This is a genomic window from Pirellulales bacterium (assembly GCA_036267355.1).
Lineage (GTDB): Bacteria > Planctomycetota > Planctomycetia > Pirellulales > DATAWG01 > DATAWG01.
Map to the genome: position 1 here is coordinate 20,835 of DATAWG010000113.1, position 17,806 is coordinate 38,640.

The 17,806-nt window shown below is 61.2% G+C and carries 12 protein-coding genes; 9 read left to right on the forward strand and 3 right to left on the reverse strand.

Annotation, left to right across the window (positions count from 1 at the left end; genetic code table 11):
* Positions 1–141 precede the first annotated feature (141 nt).
* The 5 genes from VHX65_18000 (at position 142) to VHX65_18020 (ending at position 11,712) form a co-directional block, all read left to right on the forward strand.
* Positions 142–2,532, forward strand: coding sequence for a tetratricopeptide repeat protein (locus VHX65_18000; GenBank protein ID HEX4000450.1), 2,391 nt, complete (start codon positions 142–144; stop codon positions 2,530–2,532).
* 12 nt (positions 2,533–2,544) lie between these two features.
* Entirely contained in the window at positions 2,545–6,450 is a 3,906-nt protein-coding gene (locus tag VHX65_18005) for a tetratricopeptide repeat protein (GenBank protein ID HEX4000451.1), read from the forward strand.
* 155 nt (positions 6,451–6,605) lie between these two features.
* Positions 6,606–10,151, forward strand: coding sequence for a flagellar filament capping protein FliD (fliD, locus tag VHX65_18010; GenBank protein ID HEX4000452.1), 3,546 nt, complete (start codon positions 6,606–6,608; stop codon positions 10,149–10,151).
* 87 nt (positions 10,152–10,238) lie between these two features.
* Positions 10,239–10,718: a flagellar export chaperone FliS gene (locus tag VHX65_18015; protein HEX4000453.1), complete on the forward strand. Its 480-nt coding sequence runs from the start codon at positions 10,239–10,241 to the stop codon at positions 10,716–10,718.
* A gap of 271 nt (positions 10,719–10,989) precedes the next feature.
* Positions 10,990–11,712 (forward strand): glycosyltransferase, encoded by a 723-nt coding sequence (locus VHX65_18020; protein ID HEX4000454.1) that lies wholly within the window; start codon positions 10,990–10,992, stop codon positions 11,710–11,712.
* A 116-nt stretch (positions 11,713–11,828) separates the two neighbouring features.
* Here the strand turns inward: VHX65_18020 and VHX65_18025 are convergent, their stop codons facing one another.
* A complete protein-coding gene (locus VHX65_18025) occupies positions 11,829–12,158 on the reverse strand; it encodes a Dabb family protein (protein HEX4000455.1) in 330 nt (109 codons plus the stop codon).
* Positions 12,159–12,225: 67 nt separating this feature from the next.
* Positions 12,226–12,378: a DUF3309 family protein gene (locus VHX65_18030; protein HEX4000456.1), complete on the reverse strand. Its 153-nt coding sequence runs from the start codon at positions 12,376–12,378 to the stop codon at positions 12,226–12,228.
* 344 nt (positions 12,379–12,722) lie between these two features.
* Between VHX65_18030 and VHX65_18035 the strand changes: the two genes are divergently transcribed.
* From VHX65_18035 to VHX65_18050, 4 genes are all read left to right on the forward strand, one after another.
* Complete coding sequence (locus VHX65_18035) at positions 12,723–13,538, forward strand: hypothetical protein (GenBank protein ID HEX4000457.1); 816 nt, start codon at positions 12,723–12,725, stop codon at positions 13,536–13,538.
* A gap of 238 nt (positions 13,539–13,776) precedes the next feature.
* Positions 13,777–14,763, forward strand: coding sequence for a zinc-dependent alcohol dehydrogenase family protein (locus tag VHX65_18040; GenBank protein ID HEX4000458.1), 987 nt, complete (start codon positions 13,777–13,779; stop codon positions 14,761–14,763).
* Between the two features lie 43 nt (positions 14,764–14,806).
* Positions 14,807–14,962, forward strand: a complete 156-nt coding sequence (locus tag VHX65_18045) for a hypothetical protein (protein HEX4000459.1) — start codon at positions 14,807–14,809, stop codon at positions 14,960–14,962.
* A complete protein-coding gene (locus VHX65_18050; protein ID HEX4000460.1) occupies positions 14,963–15,415 on the forward strand; it encodes a Uma2 family endonuclease in 453 nt (150 codons plus the stop codon).
* A gap of 15 nt (positions 15,416–15,430) precedes the next feature.
* Here VHX65_18050 and VHX65_18055 read toward each other — a convergent pair whose 3' ends face one another.
* The gene (locus VHX65_18055) at positions 15,431–17,758 is read right to left on the reverse strand and encodes an FkbM family methyltransferase (protein HEX4000461.1); all 2,328 of its coding nucleotides are present in this window, start codon (positions 17,756–17,758) and stop codon (positions 15,431–15,433) included.
* Positions 17,759–17,806 lie beyond the last annotated feature (48 nt).

Here is a 17,806-nt window from a genome sequence, read left to right on the forward strand (position 1 = left end):
GGCTTTGGGAAGATGCTGGCGGTGCTGGCGGGGAAGATTTAGCGATGAAGTAAACCTTGCCGCGTCGAAATAGGAGATAGAGACACAGTCTTGCATCGGCGACTCGCCGAATCCTCTATCGCTCCGCCGTAGGACGCTATCATGCAGAACGTGCGGGACGCGCTGGCTCGGGCTGCCGCGCTCGTCGATGCCGAGCAAATTGCCGAAGCGGAAAAAATTGCCGCGCAGATCGTGCGGCAATTGCCCGATTGCGCTGCGGCGCTGGTGCTATTGGGCATCATCGCGCGAAAAACGGCCAGATCGCAAGATGCAATCGACTGGCTGCGGAAGGCTTGTTGCTGCCGCCCCGGCGATGCGGCGATCCACGCCGAATTCGGACGTGCGCTTGCCGATTGCCGGAGGTTCGACGAGGCGGTTGCCGAATTTCGCCGGGCAATCGAGTTGAATCCGGCCGATGCCGGCGTTTGCCTCAATCTTGGCGCTGCGCTCGGGCAAATGGACGAACCAGGCGAAGCGCTCCCCTGGTGCCGCCGGGCGGTGGAACTCGCGCCCAACGACGCAATTGCCCAATTCAACCGGGGCAACATGGCCCGTGCGTTGGGCCTGCTGGAGGAAGCCACGGCGGCGCTCGCGACGGCCGTTCGACTCGCGCCTGATTTCGCGGCTGCCCACTGGAACCTCGGCTATTGTTACCTGCTGGCAGGGGATTTTCGCCGTGGCTGGGGCGAGCACGAATGGCGCGTGGCAGCAGGGGAAGTTGCAATCGACGATTATCCCCAGCCTCGCTGGAAAGGCGAATCCCTTGAAGGCCGCACGATTCTCATCCACGGCGAACAAGGCATCGGCGACGAAATCTTGTTCGCTTCGTGTCTGCCTGAGGTGATCCAGCGGGCAGCCCATTGCGTGGTCGTTTGCGAGCCTCGGCTTGTGCCCCTATTCCGACGATCGTTTGCTCGGGCCACGGTTTGCGGATTTTCACGGCGGCAGGATCGGCAAGGCGCGCAGCTCGCCGGGGAAATCGCTCGCATCGACGTGCAAATTCCGACTGGCAGCTTGCCGCTTTTCTTGCGGCCGGCGCGAGACAGCTTTCCCTTGCGAGAGCAATTTTTGACCGCCGATCCGGGCCGTGTCGCCGAGTGGCGGCGCCGGCTCGGAGATTTGGGACCGGGATTGAAAATCGGCATCTCATGGCGCACCGGCGGGCAACCTGGCGAACGGCGGATGCGCACCACCGCGCTCGAGCAATGGCGAGGGCTCTTGTCGTTGCCGGGCATTTGCTGGGTGAATTTGCAATATGGCGATTGCGTCGATGAATTGGCGGCGGCGCGGCGCGAGATCGGGGTCGAGATTCACGATTGGCCGGAAGCTGATCCGCTCGTGGAAATGGATGCGTTCGCGGCAAAAGTGGCGGCACTGGATTTGGTTCTGTCGGTCGATAATTCGACGGTGCATCTGAGCGGGGCGCTGGGAGTGCCGACATGGGCATTTTTGCCCCACGTGCCCAGTTGGCGATGGACGATCGCCGACTCGCGAAGCGTGTGGTATCCGAGCCTGCGGCTTTTTCGCCAGACCGAACGCGGCGATTGGAGCGCCCTGTTGGCGCGTGTCGGCCAAATGCTGGCAACGGTGGCGAATTCGGCGGAGCCGGCCGCGGCATTGCAAGCCCTCTTGGAAGAACGAGCCGAGGGGGCGTTGATTCGAGGGCGTGCGTTGGTTTGGAACGTTTGCCGACGATCACCCCTCACCCCCGACCCCTCTCCCACAGAGGGGAGAGGGGGGCGGGAACCGCCGGTTCCGGCTGCGATGTTGCCGGCCGATGGGGCAACGTCGGCCGAGATCGGTTGGGGGCCGACGATTCGCGCGGCCATCGATGCCCACGAGCGGCGCGATTTCGCGACGGCCGAAAGACTGTGCCGCGAGGTGTTGAACCATTCACCCCGGAATGTGCAAGCCACGAATTTGCTCGGCGCGCTTGCCGCGCAAACGGGCCGGCTCGATCTGGCAATTCGCACGCTCGGCCGCGCCGCTGCCTGGGCGGACGACGATCTTATCGTATCGCTCAACATGGCCGGCGCACTGGCCGACTCGGGACACCTCGATCGCGCCATCGACACCTATCGCCGCATCATCCAGCGGCAGGGCCATTCATTCGAGGCTTGGTTGGGTTGCGCAAAAGCCTTGCAAACCGCTGCTCGCCACGACGAAGCGATCGCCGCTGCGCGCCAAGCCCTTCGCATCCGTCCCGATCATCACAAGACATTCAACCTTCTCGGCGTTTGGTGTCTCGCGGCCGGCCGGCTTTCGGAAGCCGAAACGGCGCTGCGTGAAGCGGTGCGCCTGCGGCCCGACTATATGGCCGCGCACAACAATCTCGGCATCGCGATCGAGCAGCAAGGCCGGCTGGAAGACGCCAAAAACTGCTTCGCGAGAGCGTTCGAACTCGATCGGACGTGCCTGCAGGCCGCCAACAATTTCACCTCGGTCAACAACAAGCTCCGTCAACCGGCGATCGTGCCGCTCACCGGACATTAGAGGACTGAATTGATGAAACGCGTCGCTGAAAAGGTGCAACAAGCCATCGATCGGTTGAACGCGCTCGATCTTCCGGCAGCCGAAGCGACGTGCCGCGAAATCTTCGCAATCGAGCCGAAAAATGTCAACGCCCTGCGAATCATGGGCGCCATCGCGCGCGAGCGGAACGAGTTCGAGCGGGCGGTCGAATATTGCCAGGAGGCGGTGCGGCAGGCCGATCGTCTGGCCGCGCTCCACTTCGAATTGGGCGTTACGCTGTTCGCAATGAACCGTTCGCGCGAAGCCTATGCAGCCTATCTGCGGGCGATCGAGCTAGATCCGAACATGTATGCCGCGTATCTCAATATCAGCGCAATCATGGAGCAGCAGGAGCGCTTTGCCGAAGCGCGCGATTGGGCCCTGAAAACGCTCAAAATCAAGCCCGACTATGCCCTCGCCCACTACAATCTGGCAAATTCGCATCGCGAATTGGGCTCGATCGAAGAGGCGATCAAGAGCTATGAGTTGGCCCATCATTTTCGCCCCGACCATCCGAAGACGCTTTGGAATCTGGGAATTTGCCATTTGCTCTTGGGCAACTATCGCGAAGGCTGGCCGCTGTTCGAGTGCCGGCAAGAAGCGGAGGAGGTGATGCTCGATCGCTTTGCCGAGCCGCGCTGGGACGGTTCGCCGCTGGCGGGACGAACGATTTGCGTGCACGCCGAGCAAGGAATCGGCGACGAAATTTTGTTCGCTTCCTGCTTCCCGGATGTGATCGCGATGGCAAGGGGAGCAGGGGCGACGGGCGAGGGGCGAGGGGCGAGGGCGACGTCAGGGGGACAGGCACAATTTGCTTACGGGGCATCGCAAATTGAGCCAGTCCCCGGGCGCTGCGTGTTGGTGTGCGATCCGCGATTGGAGCGGTTGTTTGCCCGCTCGTTTCCGGAGGCGAAAGTGTATCCGCACGTGCGGCGCGCGGATTGGTCGGCGCCGGCGCTGCCGGAGCCGATCGACGTGCAAATTCCGGCCGGCAGCTTACCGCTCTTCTTCCGCAAAAGCCGCCAAGACTTTCCGCGGCGGAAGCGATTCCTGGTGGTCGAGCCATCGCTTGAAGCGATGTGGCGCGAGCGATTCGCCGCCGTCGGAGGCGAGTTGAAAGTCGGCATCTCCTGGCGTGCCGGCGGCAAACCGACCGAACGCCGCAAGCGATCGATCCCGCTCGAGCGATGGGGAGAATTGCTCCAAACGCCCGGCGTGCGATTCGTCAATTTGCAATACGGCGACGCGATTGCCGATCTGGCCACGGCGCGAAGCCGGTTCGGCATCGAGATCCACGATTGGGAAGAGGGCGATCCGCTCGTGGATGTGGACAGCTATGTGGCGAAAATCTCGGCCCTGGATCTCGTGATTTCCGTCGGCAACGCAACCGTGCATATGGCCGGCGCGGTGGGCACCCCGGCCTGGACGCTGCTGCCGGCGCTGCCGTCGTGGCGCTGGATGGCCGATGGCGATGTCAGCCCGTGGTATTGCGGGGTCCGATTGTTTCGGCAAGATCAACGCTGCGAATGGAAGCCGGTGCTCGAGCGAATTGCGCGGCTGCTGCGGGGCGTCGCGAGCTCGGAAGGGGAAAGTGCGGTGGTGAGGTTGGTGCGGGAGTCGGCCCTCGGCGATGTGGAAGCGGCGGCGGTGGAACAATGGCGGGATGCGGTAGAGCGATGCGCGAAATCGCAAGCGAACTGCGATGCTGCGCGGCACGATGATGCGAATGGTACAGACCAAGATGATCGTCGCGGCGAACGTTGGTTGGAGGCGACGGAATTGGTCGGGCACGAGATTCTGGCGGTGGTCGATCAATTGATTATCGATGGACGGATCGCCGAGCAGTTGGGCGATCTGGCTCGCGCGGAAGGTTGCTATCGGGAGGTGTTGCAATTGGCGCCGCGGCATGTGAAAGCGCTGTGCGGCTTGGGGATTGTCGCACGGAAAACGCACCACAGCGAATTGGCGATTCGCTGCTTTCGCCGCGCGCTGGCGGTCGCCGAGCCGGCGGCGGACAATCATCTTCATCTGGCCGATGCCCTGCTCGATGCCGGCCGGTTGGACGAAGCCGTGTCGGGCTATCAACGGGCCCTCGATCTCGATCCATCGCATTTGGGGGCACAATTGCAGATCGGCCGCGTGTTGCGGCAGGCCGGACGCAACGAAGAGGCCGCCGCGCATTTGCGAAACGTCGTGGCGTTCGATCCGCAGAACCACGACGCGCTGATTGAACTCGGCCGCGCATTGGCGGCCAGTTGCCTCATTGACGAGGCGATTGATTGCTTTCGACAAGCGTTGCGGCTCGACAGTGATTCGATCGGCGCGCTCGAGGCGATGGGCCTGGCGTACCTCGAAGATCATTGCTACGCCGACGCCGAAGAGAGCTTCCGTAAAGCGATCGGAGCGGCGCCTGGTCGAGCCGAATCCTATTTTCAACTTGCCAAGTCGCTCGAGGCGCAAGGCCGAATGGCCGACGCGGCGACGGCGCTCGAGCAAGCCGCGGCGCTCGATCCGCGAGCGGAAGGGCCGTTGTTGCGATTGGCGCTCGTGCGGCGAGAGCAAGGGAATTTGGCCGCGGCGGCCGAACTGCTGCGCCGGGCGGTGGCCCTCAAACCCAACGACGCGAATCTGCTGAATTCGTTCGGCGTCGTCGAACGCGAACAAGGGCACACGGCCGAGGCACTGCGCTCATTCGATCGTGCTTTGCAGCTTCGACCCGATCATGCCGAAGCGCATTTCAACCATGGGCTGGTGCTGTTGCAAGCGGGTCGGCTGGCGGCTGGCTGGCTGGAATTCGAATGGCGCGGGCGGAACGGACAATCGGCCGGGCAAAATGCGTTCGGGCTGCCACGCTGGACGGGCGATTCGCTCGCCGGCCGCACGATTCTCATCCACGGCGAACAATCGCCGGCCGACGAGGTGATGTTTGCAAGTTGCTACGAAGAGGTGATGGCGCAGGCGGCCGGGTGCCTCCTTCTCTGCGATCCGCGGCTCGAGCGGCTTTTCCGGCGATCGTTTCCGACGGCGCGTGTATATCCGCTCGTGCGCGGCGGCGAGGGGCAGTGGCAACTCCCGGCAGGTGTGCGATGCAATGTGCAAATTCCGGCCGGAAGTTTGCCGCTGTATTTGCGCACGTCGGCATCGAGCTTCCCGAAACCGCATCATTTCCTTGTCGCCGACGCCGCTCGGGTCGCATTGTGGAAGCAACGCTACGCGACGACCGGCGAAGGACTCAAAGTCGGCTTGGCCTGGCACGATGGCGGAAATAGCCTTCTGGGGCGCGCAGCCGTAAATGGAAAGACAAAACAGCACGTGATCGGCCAGCAGCTTGGCATCGATCTGGCCCAGTGGCGGTCGCTCGTGGAATGGAGCGGGGCGATCGCCAATCGCGTGCAATGGATCAATCTGCAAGATGGGGCTGCCGCAAAGGCCGAACGGATCGCATTGGAAGGCGAATTGGATATCGCAATCCACGATTGGCCGGCGGCGCAAGGGCAATACGACCTCGACGACATGGCAGCGCGAATTGCGGCACTCGACCTGGTGATCTCGGCCGATAGCCTGCCGACACACTTGGCCGGCAGCCTGGGCGCGCCCGCGTGGGCGGTCGTGCGACAGGCGGACGGGTGGCGATGGCTCGCCCAGGGCGACGCGACGCTGTGGTATCCCAGTGTTCGTTTGCTTTCCGCGGCCGAAAGTGCCGCGTCAGAAAGTGCTGCGGCCGAAGGCGCCGCAACGCAGGCCGACGGTTCAACCGGCCTGAATAATCCGATGGAACGTCTGCGCGAAGAATTGCTCAAGCGATGGGACTCGCCGGCCGAAGAACAGCCGATGCGAAGCGTGGCGCCGCCGCACTGGCGCCAGCGCCCGGCGGAACCGAAGCCTACCGTTGGTCAGTGACAAAGAACCTTTGAAAATGACGAATCCCGAATGACGAATCCCGAAGGAATGACTGTATGACGAATGCCTGACGACGCTCGCCGTCGCCCGTTTCGTCGTTCGTGCTTCGTCATTCTTTGGTCATTCGAACTTCGTCATTCGTCATTCTCCACCCTATGTCGCAAATTCAATCCAGCGTCGGCCTCGTAACCGGCTTTCCGATTGCGGCGACCGTGCAGAAGCTCATGGCCTTGAACCAGGAGCCCGTGACGGCGCTGCAGAATCAGGATACGACGTATCAGAATCAAGAGACCGCGATCGAGCAGTTGCAAGCACTGCTCTCGTCGTTGGAGGTGAGCACCAACGCGCTCGGGCAAAGTTCGCTTTACTCGCAAACCAATATCACGAGCAGCAATTCCTCGGTCCTGACTGCCGCGACGAATCCCAATTCGACGGCGACGCCCGCACTCGGCAATTTCGAATACACGGCCCTGCAACAAGCCCAGGCCCAGCAGTTGGAAAGCAGCGGCCTGGCGAGCGACAACACGGCGCTCGGAGCCGGTTCGCTCTCGTTCCGCTACGGCCCGACGATCGATCAACCGGTGAGCGTCGATCTATTGAATGGCGGACAAGGCATTTCGCCGGGCTCAATCGAAATCACCGGCCGCAACGGCGTCAGCGACACGATCAATCTTTCGAGCGCTCAGACGATCGGCGACGTGGTGAATGCGATCAATTCGGCCTCCGGCTTGCAGGTCGTCGCCAGCGTCAACGGAGACCATTTGCAATTGTCCGATGTCAGTGGCTCGAGCGCCAATAATCTGCAGATCAGCGAGGTCGCCGGTGGAACCACCGCCGCGTCGCTCGGGCTGGCAAATATCAATTCGTCGTCGTCGACCGTCGAAGGCTCGAATATCCTCAGCCTGTTCGACGGCCTGCCGACCAGCGAATTGAACTCCGGCAACGGAGTGCAATTCGATTCGTATCTGCCCGACGTTCAGGTCCAATTGAGCGATGGCAGCACGGTCGACGTGACACTCCACCAACAGGCTACGACCGGCACCTTTGGTACCGCGACTACCGATGCCGCCAACGGCGTCAACGCCAGCCTGCTCTTCACCGCCAAGCAAGCCGGCAGCAATCTGACGGGCGTGACGATCAATTTCGTGGATAATTCGTCGATCACTCCGGGCAATGAAACGGCCAATTACGATTCGACGACCAAAACGCTCACCTTCGATATCGATCAAGGCCAGACGACCGCCAACGACCTCATCAACGCGCTCAACGCAAGCCCCACTGCGTCGGCATTGTTCTCGGCCACCACTGCGTCAGGCGGCAACGGCACCGGGTTGGTCACGATTTCCGACGTCGGTCTGACGGCCGGCCCTAAGGCCACCGCCACCACCGACGCCGCCAACGGCTCCGATGCGGCGTTGCAATTCACGGCCGTGAGCGGCGGCCCGAACTACGACGGGGTGCAGGTCGAATTCGAAGACAATCCGTCGATCACCGCCGGCAATGAGACCGTCGCCTACGACACGAGCGACCCCAGCAGCCCAAAACTCGTATTTCAGATCGCCCAGGGCCAGACGACCGCCAGCGACATCGTAAATGCACTGGCGAAGAATTCATCGATCAGCCAGTTGTTCACCGCATCGCTCCCGTCCGGCGACGACGGCTCAGGCCTGATCAGCACCAGCGACACCGCCACCACCGACGGCGGCGAGATCGTCGAGCCGGTGGCCTCCGACGCTCCGACCACGATCGGCGACATTCTGAACGCCTTCAATTCGGCCGATCCGGGCAAACTCTCGGCTCAGATCTCGTCGAACGGCCAGGGCATCCAGCTCATCGACAATAGCGGCGGCAGCGGCGCGTTTTCAATCTCCGACATCAACGGATCGCAAGCCGTCGAGGGGCTCGGCCTAAATGCTTCCGCCTCGGGCAACACGATCAGCGGCAATCCCTTGTTCGCCGGTCTGAGCGGCACGCTCTTGAGCAACCTCAATGGCGGCAATGGCGTCGGCACGCTGGGATCAATCGACATCACCGACCGCGCCGGAAACAGCACGGCCGTCAATCTCTCGAGCGCGCTGAGCGTCGACGACGTGATCAACGACATCAACACCGCCGCTGCCGGCGCCGGCGTCGGCATCACGGCCAGCGTCAATCAGGCCGGTAACGGCATCCAGCTTACCGACACCACGGGTTCGACGGCGCGCAACTTGATCGTCGCCGACGCCGATTCCAGCGACACCGCCGAAGCCCTGGGCATCGCGGTCAACGCCGCGGAAAGCAGCGTCAACAGCGGCGATCTGCATTTGCAAAGCGTCAGCGAGAATACAACGCTCGCCTCGTACAACGGCGGCGGCGGAGTCGCCCAAGGTTCATTTACCATCACCGGCACCAACGGCCAGTCCGCCACGATCAACGTCAGCAGCTCGTTCAACACCATCGGCGACGTCATTAACGCCATCAATCAAGCCAATGTCGGCGTGACGGCCAAAATCAATTCGGCCGGCGATGGCATCGAGCTCGTCGATACGGCTCACGGCAGCGGCACGCTCTCGGTCACCGCCGGCGGCACCACGACCGCCGCGGACCTGCACCTGACGAATACTCCGACCACCGCCACAATCGGCGGCCAGTCCACGCAAATCATCAATGGCTCGACCACCGAAACGGTCAACATCACCTCGTCCGACACGCTGCAAACGTTGATCAGCAAGATCAACAGCGCGAATGCGGGCGTCCAGGCGTCGGAGGTGAACACCGGATCGGAGATCAATCCCTATCGCCTCGTGTTCACTGCAGATCAGGGCGGAACCGCCGGCAACCTGCAATTCGACACCTCGAATTCGCCCATCTCGCTGACGCAAACGACCGCCGGGCAAGATGCCCTGCTGCTGGTGGGGTCGGGCAACTCGGGCTTCGTCGCATCGTCGCCCACCGACACATTCAGCAATGTGCTCGCCGGCGCCAATTTGACGCTCACCGGCACGTCGACCACTCCGGTTTCACTCACCGTCGCGCAGGATCCTTCGTCGCTGGCAACGGCGATTCAATCGGTTGTCACCGGCTATAACTCGATCATCTCGAATATCAGTTCGGCCACGGCGTATAACACGACCACCGACACCGGCGCCGTGCTCGAGGGCAACACGGCCGTGCTGCAAGTGCAAACCGCGCTTTCGAATCTGATTTCCGGGCAACTGGCGGGCAACACCGGCAGTCAGGTCCAATCGCTTGCCGACTTGGGAATCACAGTCAACCAGGATGGCTCGCTGTCGCTCAATAGCACGACGCTGAGCAATTTGCTGGCCTCCGATTCGCAGGCGGTGCAGCAGTTTCTTGCCACGGCAAATACCGGCCTTTCGGCGCAATTCCAGACCGCACTGGCGCAATTATCCGGTCCCACGAATTCGCTGTTGACCAACTCCGCCAGCGCGCTGAACACGGAGATTACCGACAATCAAACGCAAATCACGCAGATGAACGCTCAACTCACGGTCGAGCAAAATGAACTCACCGCACAGTTCGACCAGATGGAACTCACGGTAGAGCAATTGCAGAGCAATTTGAGCGCGATTTCTTCGATTCAGCCGTTCGCCACGATCGGCGGCGGCGATGCAACGCAGTCCCTTGATAGCACCTCCGGCGACACCCTCAGCAGCGACCTGAGTGATCTCAGCAACAACATCGGTAGTGGATTCGGCTAAAACAGGCTGAAGGTTTGAGGTGTAGGATCGTCGCCCGGAGGAACATTTCTCGGGCTTTTGTTGATCGCACGAAGAAGGGCAACCCAGATGACTCCCGCTGCCAACGACGAATATCTCTCGACCGAAGTGCTCACTGCCTCACCGCAGAAATTGCAACTCATGCTGATCGATGCCGCCATCCGCTCGGCCAGCCGGGCGCAATCGCTGTGGACCGGCGAACGCACCGAAGCCGTCTCCCGTTCGGTAATTTATTGTCAGGCGATTGTTGCCCAATTGATCGCCGGCTTGGTGCCGAATCACGAATCTCCCTTGGTGCAACGCATTCTCGCGGTCTACGAGTTCGTCCATCGCACGCTGGTGACCGTGCAACGCAGGCGCGATCGAAGCGGGCTTGCCGACGTGCTGGCCGTGTTGGAAATCGAACGTGAAACATGGCGGCAGGTGTGCGAGCAGCTCGATTTGCGAATTGATACGGAAGAATCGCTGCGTGGCCCTCACGCGGCGTTGTCTGAGGAAGCACGAGAACTGCACGGCGAGTTTGCCAGCGGCATCTCATTCGAGGCGTAAGTATTTGGCGCGGGGGCCCTCGCAATTCGGTCCACGTGCAGGCGTGCTACCACCCGCATGCCGGGCCCTCAAATTTTCCGCAATCCGCCTGATTGGTTCTTTTTTCTAAATCGGGCTGGCTAGTGGCTCCGAAAATACATCTGTAGCGCCGCGATTTTCGAACGGGCCGTGCCGTTGCGACGCCACGCATGTCTAGCTCCCCTTGGTTGCGCTCTTTTCGCAAACCGACTCACCTCGCCAATCCTTTCGTCCCTCGCAAGGAATCAATGCCATGCTGCGGATTTTCATCGGATGGGATTCTCGCTTTCCCGAGCCGGCTGATGTGCTCAGCTACAGCCTCGTCAAGCATTCTTCGATCCAACTGGAAATTCGCTACCTGAAGCTCGACGAACTGGGTTTGAAGCGCCAGCATGATCCGCTCGCCTCGACCGAGTTCACCTATAGCCGGTTCCTTGTGCCGCATCTGTGCAACTTCCACGGCAAAGCCCTGTTTCTTGATAACGACATGCTGTGCCTGGGCGATGTGCGCGAAATCGCCGACCTCGACATGGGCCCGTATGCATTGCGCGTCGTTCAGCACGACTATCAGCCAACCAACAGCGTGAAGATGTATGGCTGCCCGCAAACGAGCTATCCGCGGAAAAATTGGTCGAGCATGATGCTGATGGATTGCGGCAAGCTGAAGCTGTGGACGAAAGAAGTCGTCGAATCAAAAACCGGCGCCTATCTGCATCGGTTTCAAGACATTTCCGACGCCCAAATCGGCGAGCTGCCGCGAACCTGGAACGTTCTCGACACGATGGACGATTCGACGAAATTAATCCACTACACCAATGGCGGTCCGTGGTTCAAAGAATATTGCGACCATCCGTTTGCCGGCGTGTGGTGTCGCTATCGTGATGAAATGCGAACGATCGCCCGCCGCAGCCCGCCGGTGCCGCATGTCAGCCTGTCGCCCATTGCGGCAGCCACCATGGCGCCGGTGAACCGTTAGGTTCGACGGCTTAAGCCGCAGCGGCGACGCGCGAAACCGCAAGCGAGCCTCCATGCCGCGTGGGAAGAAGCTCGCTTGCGGTTTCGCGCGTGGAAAACACGTAATGCAGCCACCACCTAGCCGACTAAGTTCGAGTCGAACACGCGAACTTTCTTCCAGTTGGCTTTGCATTCATCGATGAATTTCAGGTGCCGCGGCGCCGTTTGATAGGCGTCGTGAGCGGCGCGCGTTTCAAAGACGATGTGCAGCGCGACGTCGAAATCGCGATCGTTCACGTCGCGGGCAAGATCCGCGGGCGTGCCCACCGAAAACGACACCTCGCCCGGATGACCGGTGAGGTATCTCTGACAGGCGTCGGCGAGCTGTTGCCGAGCCGCGGCCGATGAGTCTTTGAGGGCAAAGAACACGATATGGGCCAATCTCGGTCCGCCGCTCACCGTTGCCATGGTCGCTTCGCTCGTGGGTTAAATGATCCGGGCCAGTTCTTGCCGCCACGGGGCGGCAAGCCCACGATCATATCCGCCCGAACAAAACAAGCAACAGAACGATCAACAGCACCAAGCCGATCCCGCCGCCGGGATAGTAGCCCCAATTGTGGCTATACGGCCAAACTGGAACCGAGCCCACCAACAGCAGCACCAACACGATCAACAGAAGCAGACCCATAAAGAGCCTCCCGATCAAGAGAAAGAAGCTGTGTTGGGCATTCGAGCAGTGCATCTCGCGTGCCGTTTGTTCGACTGCGAAGTTTTGTCGCGTTTTGCCCTTGGTTACTGCTTGACCGGCCGGCGTTACCTCTCGACTTGCCTAATTGGTCAAGTTCTATTTGCTCGCCACGGTTGGCGACTCTCCACACTGGTCGCCCGCCTTGCGTTCACCGCTCAACAACGGTTCGCGGAATCCGATTCGCCCCGCTCCGTTGCAACCGCCCCGGCTGGGCCGTACCATAGCGCGGAGCTCGGCGGATCGGCCGAAAACGCAAAACACGCGCATTATTGGGAGAGACCGTCATGACCAAGTTCCTCGCATCCGTGGCCTTGCTGGCCGTGCTTCTCGGCGGAATCGCAAGGGCCGACGAGCCGGCCGCGAAGCCGACCGACCCATCGCGTGGCAAGTCGACTGCCGAGGCAAGCTCTGATGCGAGCTCCGATCCAGCCGCCATCCTGGATACTGCGATCAAGGCCCAAGGCGGCGAAGAGAAACTCGCGAAGGTCGTCGGCCTGTATTTCAAGATGAAGGGCACGTCCTACGATGGCGACGCCAAAGCGCCCTTCGCCTACGAAATGTACATCGCGCCCGACAAGATCCGCACTGTGTCGCTCGATGAGGATGGCCAAGTGTCCGATATCGAGGTCGTCAATGGCAAGCAAGGCTGGGACAAAGACGATGAAGACGAGGCCAGCGGTCTGAGCGCCCAGTCGATCGCTGCCGAGCACGACGTGATCTATGAAAACTTCGCGACAATGCTCGTGCCTTTGAAGGCGAAAGTCTATCGCCTGACGTCGATCCCCGACACGGAGGTGGCGGGCCACACGGCCGTCGGCATCCTCGTGCGCCGCGACAAACACCCCGATCTGAAAATGTATTTCGATAAAGACACCCACTTGCTGGCCAAGCTGCAATGCAAGATCAAAGATGCCGACGAAGACACGGCAACCGAACACGATCAGGAAATCATCTATTCCGACTATCGCGAAGTTCAAGGCACGAAGCAGCCGTTCAAATTCGAACAGCTTTGGGACGGCACGAAAGTGGCCGACTGCGTGATCCTGGCGCAAAAACTGTTCGAAAAGCAGCTCGACGCGAAGTTGTTTCAAAAGCCTTGAGCGGGCGTAGGATTGGTTGACGAATCGGCAAGGCGAATGCGTGGTGGCTGTTCCCCTCGCTGACGCTGCGGCTAGAGTGGACTGTGCCCGCACAAAATGGCCTGGACGACAAGAACACACTAGCCCGAAGCGTTAGCGAGGACGGCGGACCAAATCGCTCCGCCAGTTGATTCAGCAGTCATCCTAATCGGTTTTGCGACCGCTCACCTCCGTTTTCGCAACCGCAAGAGGGCCGCGCATGAAAGCCATGCTGCTCGAACAGCCGCGGCAACCGTTGCGGTTTGCCGACGTTGCGACGCCCACCAGTTCGCCGGGCAAGCTGCTCATCCGTGTCCGCGCCTGCGGCGTTTGCCGCACCGATTTGCACGTCGTCGACGGCGAACTGACGCAGCCGAAGTTCCCGCTCGTTCCGGGTCATGAGGTGGTCGGCATTGTCGAAGCAATTGGCGATGGCGTGCAAGGGTTTTCGGTTGGGGCGCGAGTCGGGGTGCCCTGGCTCGGATGGACCTGTGGCCAATGCCCCTATTGCCGCGCCGGAAAAGAAAATCTTTGCGACAATGCACGCTTTACTGGCTATCAATTGGATGGGGGCTACGCCGACTACGTTCTGTCCGATGCCCGCTATTGCTTCCCGATTCCCGAGCGATTTAGCGATGTCGAAGCAGCGCCGCTATTGTGCGCCGGCCTGATCGGTTATCGCTCGCTACGGCTGGCTGGCGACGGACGCAAGCTTGGCTTTTATGGCTTCGGGGCGGCTGGCCACATCGTCGCGCAAGTGGCCGCATTTCAGAAGCGCGAAGTGTATGCCTTCGTGCGCCCGGGCGACCGTGCAGGCGAGAATTTTGCCCGGCAACTCGGCGCTGTTTGGGCCGGCCCATCGGATCAATTGCCGCCGGTGGAGCTCGATGCGGCGATTATTTTCGCCCCAGTCGGACCGCTGGTTCCAACCGCATTGCGCGCTGTGCGTAAAGGGGGCATCGTGGTCTGCGCGGGCATCCACATGAGCGACATTCCCTCGTTTCCCTACGAGATTCTTTGGGGAGAACGGATGGTCCGCTCCGTCGCCAATCTGACGCGCCAAGACGGCGTCGAATTCATGAAAATCGCCGGCGAAATTCCGCTCCGAATCGAAACCCAGCCTTTTCCGCTCTCAAGCGCCAACGAAGCCCTCGCCGCGCTTCGCGCAGGGAAAGTCCACGGAGCCGCCGTGCTCGTCGTGGAGTAAGCGTATCGCTCGACAATCGCACGCGGCATATAAATGGAACATGATGAGCACACTTGCCAGGCTTTCCGTTCCCGAATACGAGAGGATCGTCGCCACCGGCGTTTTCGACGGGAAGAACAAGCGCCGGATCGAACTGATTTGGGGAGAATTGCGCCTGATGAACCCAATCGGTTCGGAGCACGCGATGGCCGTCGATTAGCTGAACGCCTGGAGCTTCGCCGCGACGCCTCGAGCGTCGGTTTGGATTCGAGTTCAGAATCCGGTCGCATTCCTCGACCAAGATAGCGAACCGGAGCCCGACATCGTTTGGGCAGCCGCGCAGGATTATGGCCCGCACCATCCGACGGCCGACGAAGTTCTCTTGCTGATCGAAGTGGCAGAAGGCAGTCTCGACTTCGACCGCGGCGAAAAGGCCCAGCTCTATGCTGCCGCTCGCATACTCGACTACTGGATCGTGAATCTCGTCGACCGCACGGTCGAAGTGCATCGCGATCCGCGCGATGGCCGTTATTTTAGCATCCAATCATTCGGCCCGGGAGCCACGGTTGCGCCGATCGCCGTGCCAGAATCACAATTGGACGTGACGGCGCTATTCGCAGGTCCGAGTCGATTGCCGCCGAATCGATTGCCGCCGGATCAGACAGCGGTGTAGATCGGCTTCAGCTCTTCAGTTTGACGCCACATTTGTTGCCGCGGGAATTTCGGCTCTTGGCGTGCCGATCAAACCAGACACCTGCGGGAAGCGCGCGAGCCATCCGGCGGTGCAAGCGATGAAATTGGTCGGGGCGGGGGCGGTTTCCGGATATTGCAGTCGGTTGGTCGCCGGATTGTAAACAAAAAGCTGATAGCCGCGGGCTTCGAGCCATGCGGCGACGGTGCCGGAGCCAATGTTGCGCTCGATCATCAGTAGCGGCTCGCTCCGGTCGAGCGTGGCTTCGAGGCCTTGCAGCACGTCGAGTTCCAAACCTTCGACGTCGATCTTGATCACGACCGGGCGGAATCGCAGGTCGTCGCCGCGGCAGATTTCAATCGGCACTTCCGTGATATTAAATGGGCGCCCCAATTCGCGCTCGATCGATGGCCGACTGCGCTCCAACAGTTGCCGATCGGCAGTGGCCCAAGGGGTATGCGGCGTCGGTCCGACCGTGGGCACGTAGAGCGTCGTGCGCCGATTCGTGCTGCCCAGGCCGTGCATGCGGTAGCGGAATGTGCGGCCCAACAGCCGACGAGTAAACCTCAGATCGGACTCCAGCAGGCGATTCGGCTCGAACGACAAGATATCGAGCGAGCGATTGAACATGCGCAACGACCGGGCCGATTGCCCGGAGTTGGCCCCTACGTCGAGAAACAATCCGCGGGTTCCCTCGAGCGCTGCGAAGATGTGGAAATCGGGCTCGTGCGGGATTCGCAGGCGAAAGGTGAGCTGGCCGTAGGCCCGGCGGGCAAGTGCGTACAAACCGGGCTGGCGGCGCAGCAGCGATTGGATCAATGAACGCGCCCCGAGCAGCAGCGGCGATGATCGGACGGCGCGACGATCGCGCGGCGTTGGCTCGGCAACCTCTTTCACCGGATCCAATTTCGCCGTCATCGACATCTGGCCCCGGGACTCGGAGCCCGCCGCGCTAGCAAGGGATTCACGTTGCGTCGAAATCTGCCGTTTGCCCGCCGCGACCGGCGCCAGTCCGCTCGCCAAGCCGGCCAAAAGGAAAACGATCGAGTTGTCGATCGACGTGTAGCTCACTTCGTGAAACATCATCTGCGTGCAATACGTCGCCAATGCGGCGAGCAGCAGAATGCCGTGCGCCCGGACCCACGGCGGCAGGCCATCGCGCGCGAGCCGCCAGCCGAGCCGAATCCAGCAAGCGAGCACAGCGAGAAACAAGCTCAATCCGATGAGGCCGGTTTCGGTCAGCAGGCTGAGGTAGGTGTTGTGATGGACGTAGTCGCGAATCTCTTCGAGCTTCAGCGGCGTGCGGCGGTCGCTCAGGTAGGGAAGTTTTTCGTCGTAAAAGTGGCCGAAGCCGCAGCCCCAGATCGGGCGATCCCAAAACATTTGCCACGAAACGTAGGCAAACGATTCTCGCATCGTGGCCGAGTCGGCCGCCTCCGTGGCGCTTCCCTCGCGCTGCAAATCGGTGAGCTTGTCGAGATTCATCACGGCGGCGAGGAGCATGATCGCTGCCAAGCCGCCGACGATCGCCGTTCGCCACACGCCGCGGAGCGTCAACCACAGGAACACGAAGATTGCCAGCGATGTGCCGATCCAAATGCTCCGCGTGTAACTGAAATAGATCGCCGTCAGTTGCAGCGGCACGACGGCGAACCAAAACAATTGCCCGATCCGATTCCAACGATAGCGCCAAACGAAACCGGCCAGCATGGTGATGCCCAGGCAAAGGCCGTAGCTGACCGCTTGGACCATCGGCCCGCGGGCCCGGCCGTAGTGCAAGCCGACAGTGGGATCCGCGATGTAACGCGGGAAAACGAAGGCCCATTGATGGGCGGCTTCGAGCAATCCAGTCGCGGCGAGATAAAGCCCAAAAAAGGCGAGCATCCCATGGGCCGTGCCGATCTGGCGAGCCCCGAGCCGCGATTGCCGGACGACCCAATAGATGAGTGCGGGAAACCAATAGCCGACCATTAGTCGCCACAGCGGCGACACCTCGGTGGGCGGCAAATCTCGCCATCGATGCGTGAAGCAACTCACCGTGAGCACGGTCAGAAAGATCAACAGGAGCTTATCCGCGAAGGCCAGCGGTTTTGGATCGGTGCGGCCAAGGGCGCGCTGGGCGACATAAACGCCCGCCAGCAACACGATGACCAGCCGATCGATCGTCAGTGGCAATGGTCCGATGCTCGACTGCCAAAATGGATAGCCCAAGCAGCAGGTGGCGAGGCAAAAACCGAGGCAGCCAGCCACGAGCGAACCCCGCAGCGCGAAGTACACCAGCCATACGGAGATGGCCGCGGCGGCGATGAGCTCGAGCAATTCCATCGTGGTATCGGCCGTGGGATTAAGCTAGTCCGCGCGCTTGATTTGGTG

Coding starts and splice junctions, on each gene's coding strand:
- VHX65_18005 (HEX4000451.1), top strand. CDS start 2,545: ATGAAACGCGTCGCTGAAAAGGTGCAACAAGCCATCGATCGGTTGAAC.
- VHX65_18045 (HEX4000459.1), top strand. CDS start 14,807: ATGAGCACACTTGCCAGGCTTTCCGTTCCCGAATACGAGAGGATCGTC.
- VHX65_18055 (HEX4000461.1), bottom strand. CDS start 17,758: ATGGAATTGCTCGAGCTCATCGCCGCCGCGGCCATCTCCGTATGGCTG.
- VHX65_18040 (HEX4000458.1), top strand. CDS start 13,777: ATGAAAGCCATGCTGCTCGAACAGCCGCGGCAACCGTTGCGGTTTGCC.
- fliD (HEX4000452.1), top strand. CDS start 6,606: ATGTCGCAAATTCAATCCAGCGTCGGCCTCGTAACCGGCTTTCCGATT.
- VHX65_18035 (HEX4000457.1), top strand. CDS start 12,723: ATGACCAAGTTCCTCGCATCCGTGGCCTTGCTGGCCGTGCTTCTCGGC.
- VHX65_18015 (HEX4000453.1), top strand. CDS start 10,239: ATGACTCCCGCTGCCAACGACGAATATCTCTCGACCGAAGTGCTCACT.
- VHX65_18030 (HEX4000456.1), bottom strand. CDS start 12,378: ATGGGTCTGCTTCTGTTGATCGTGTTGGTGCTGCTGTTGGTGGGCTCG.
- VHX65_18000 (HEX4000450.1), top strand. CDS start 142: ATGCAGAACGTGCGGGACGCGCTGGCTCGGGCTGCCGCGCTCGTCGAT.
- VHX65_18025 (HEX4000455.1), bottom strand. CDS start 12,158: ATGGCAACGGTGAGCGGCGGACCGAGATTGGCCCATATCGTGTTCTTT.
- VHX65_18020 (HEX4000454.1), top strand. CDS start 10,990: ATGCTGCGGATTTTCATCGGATGGGATTCTCGCTTTCCCGAGCCGGCT.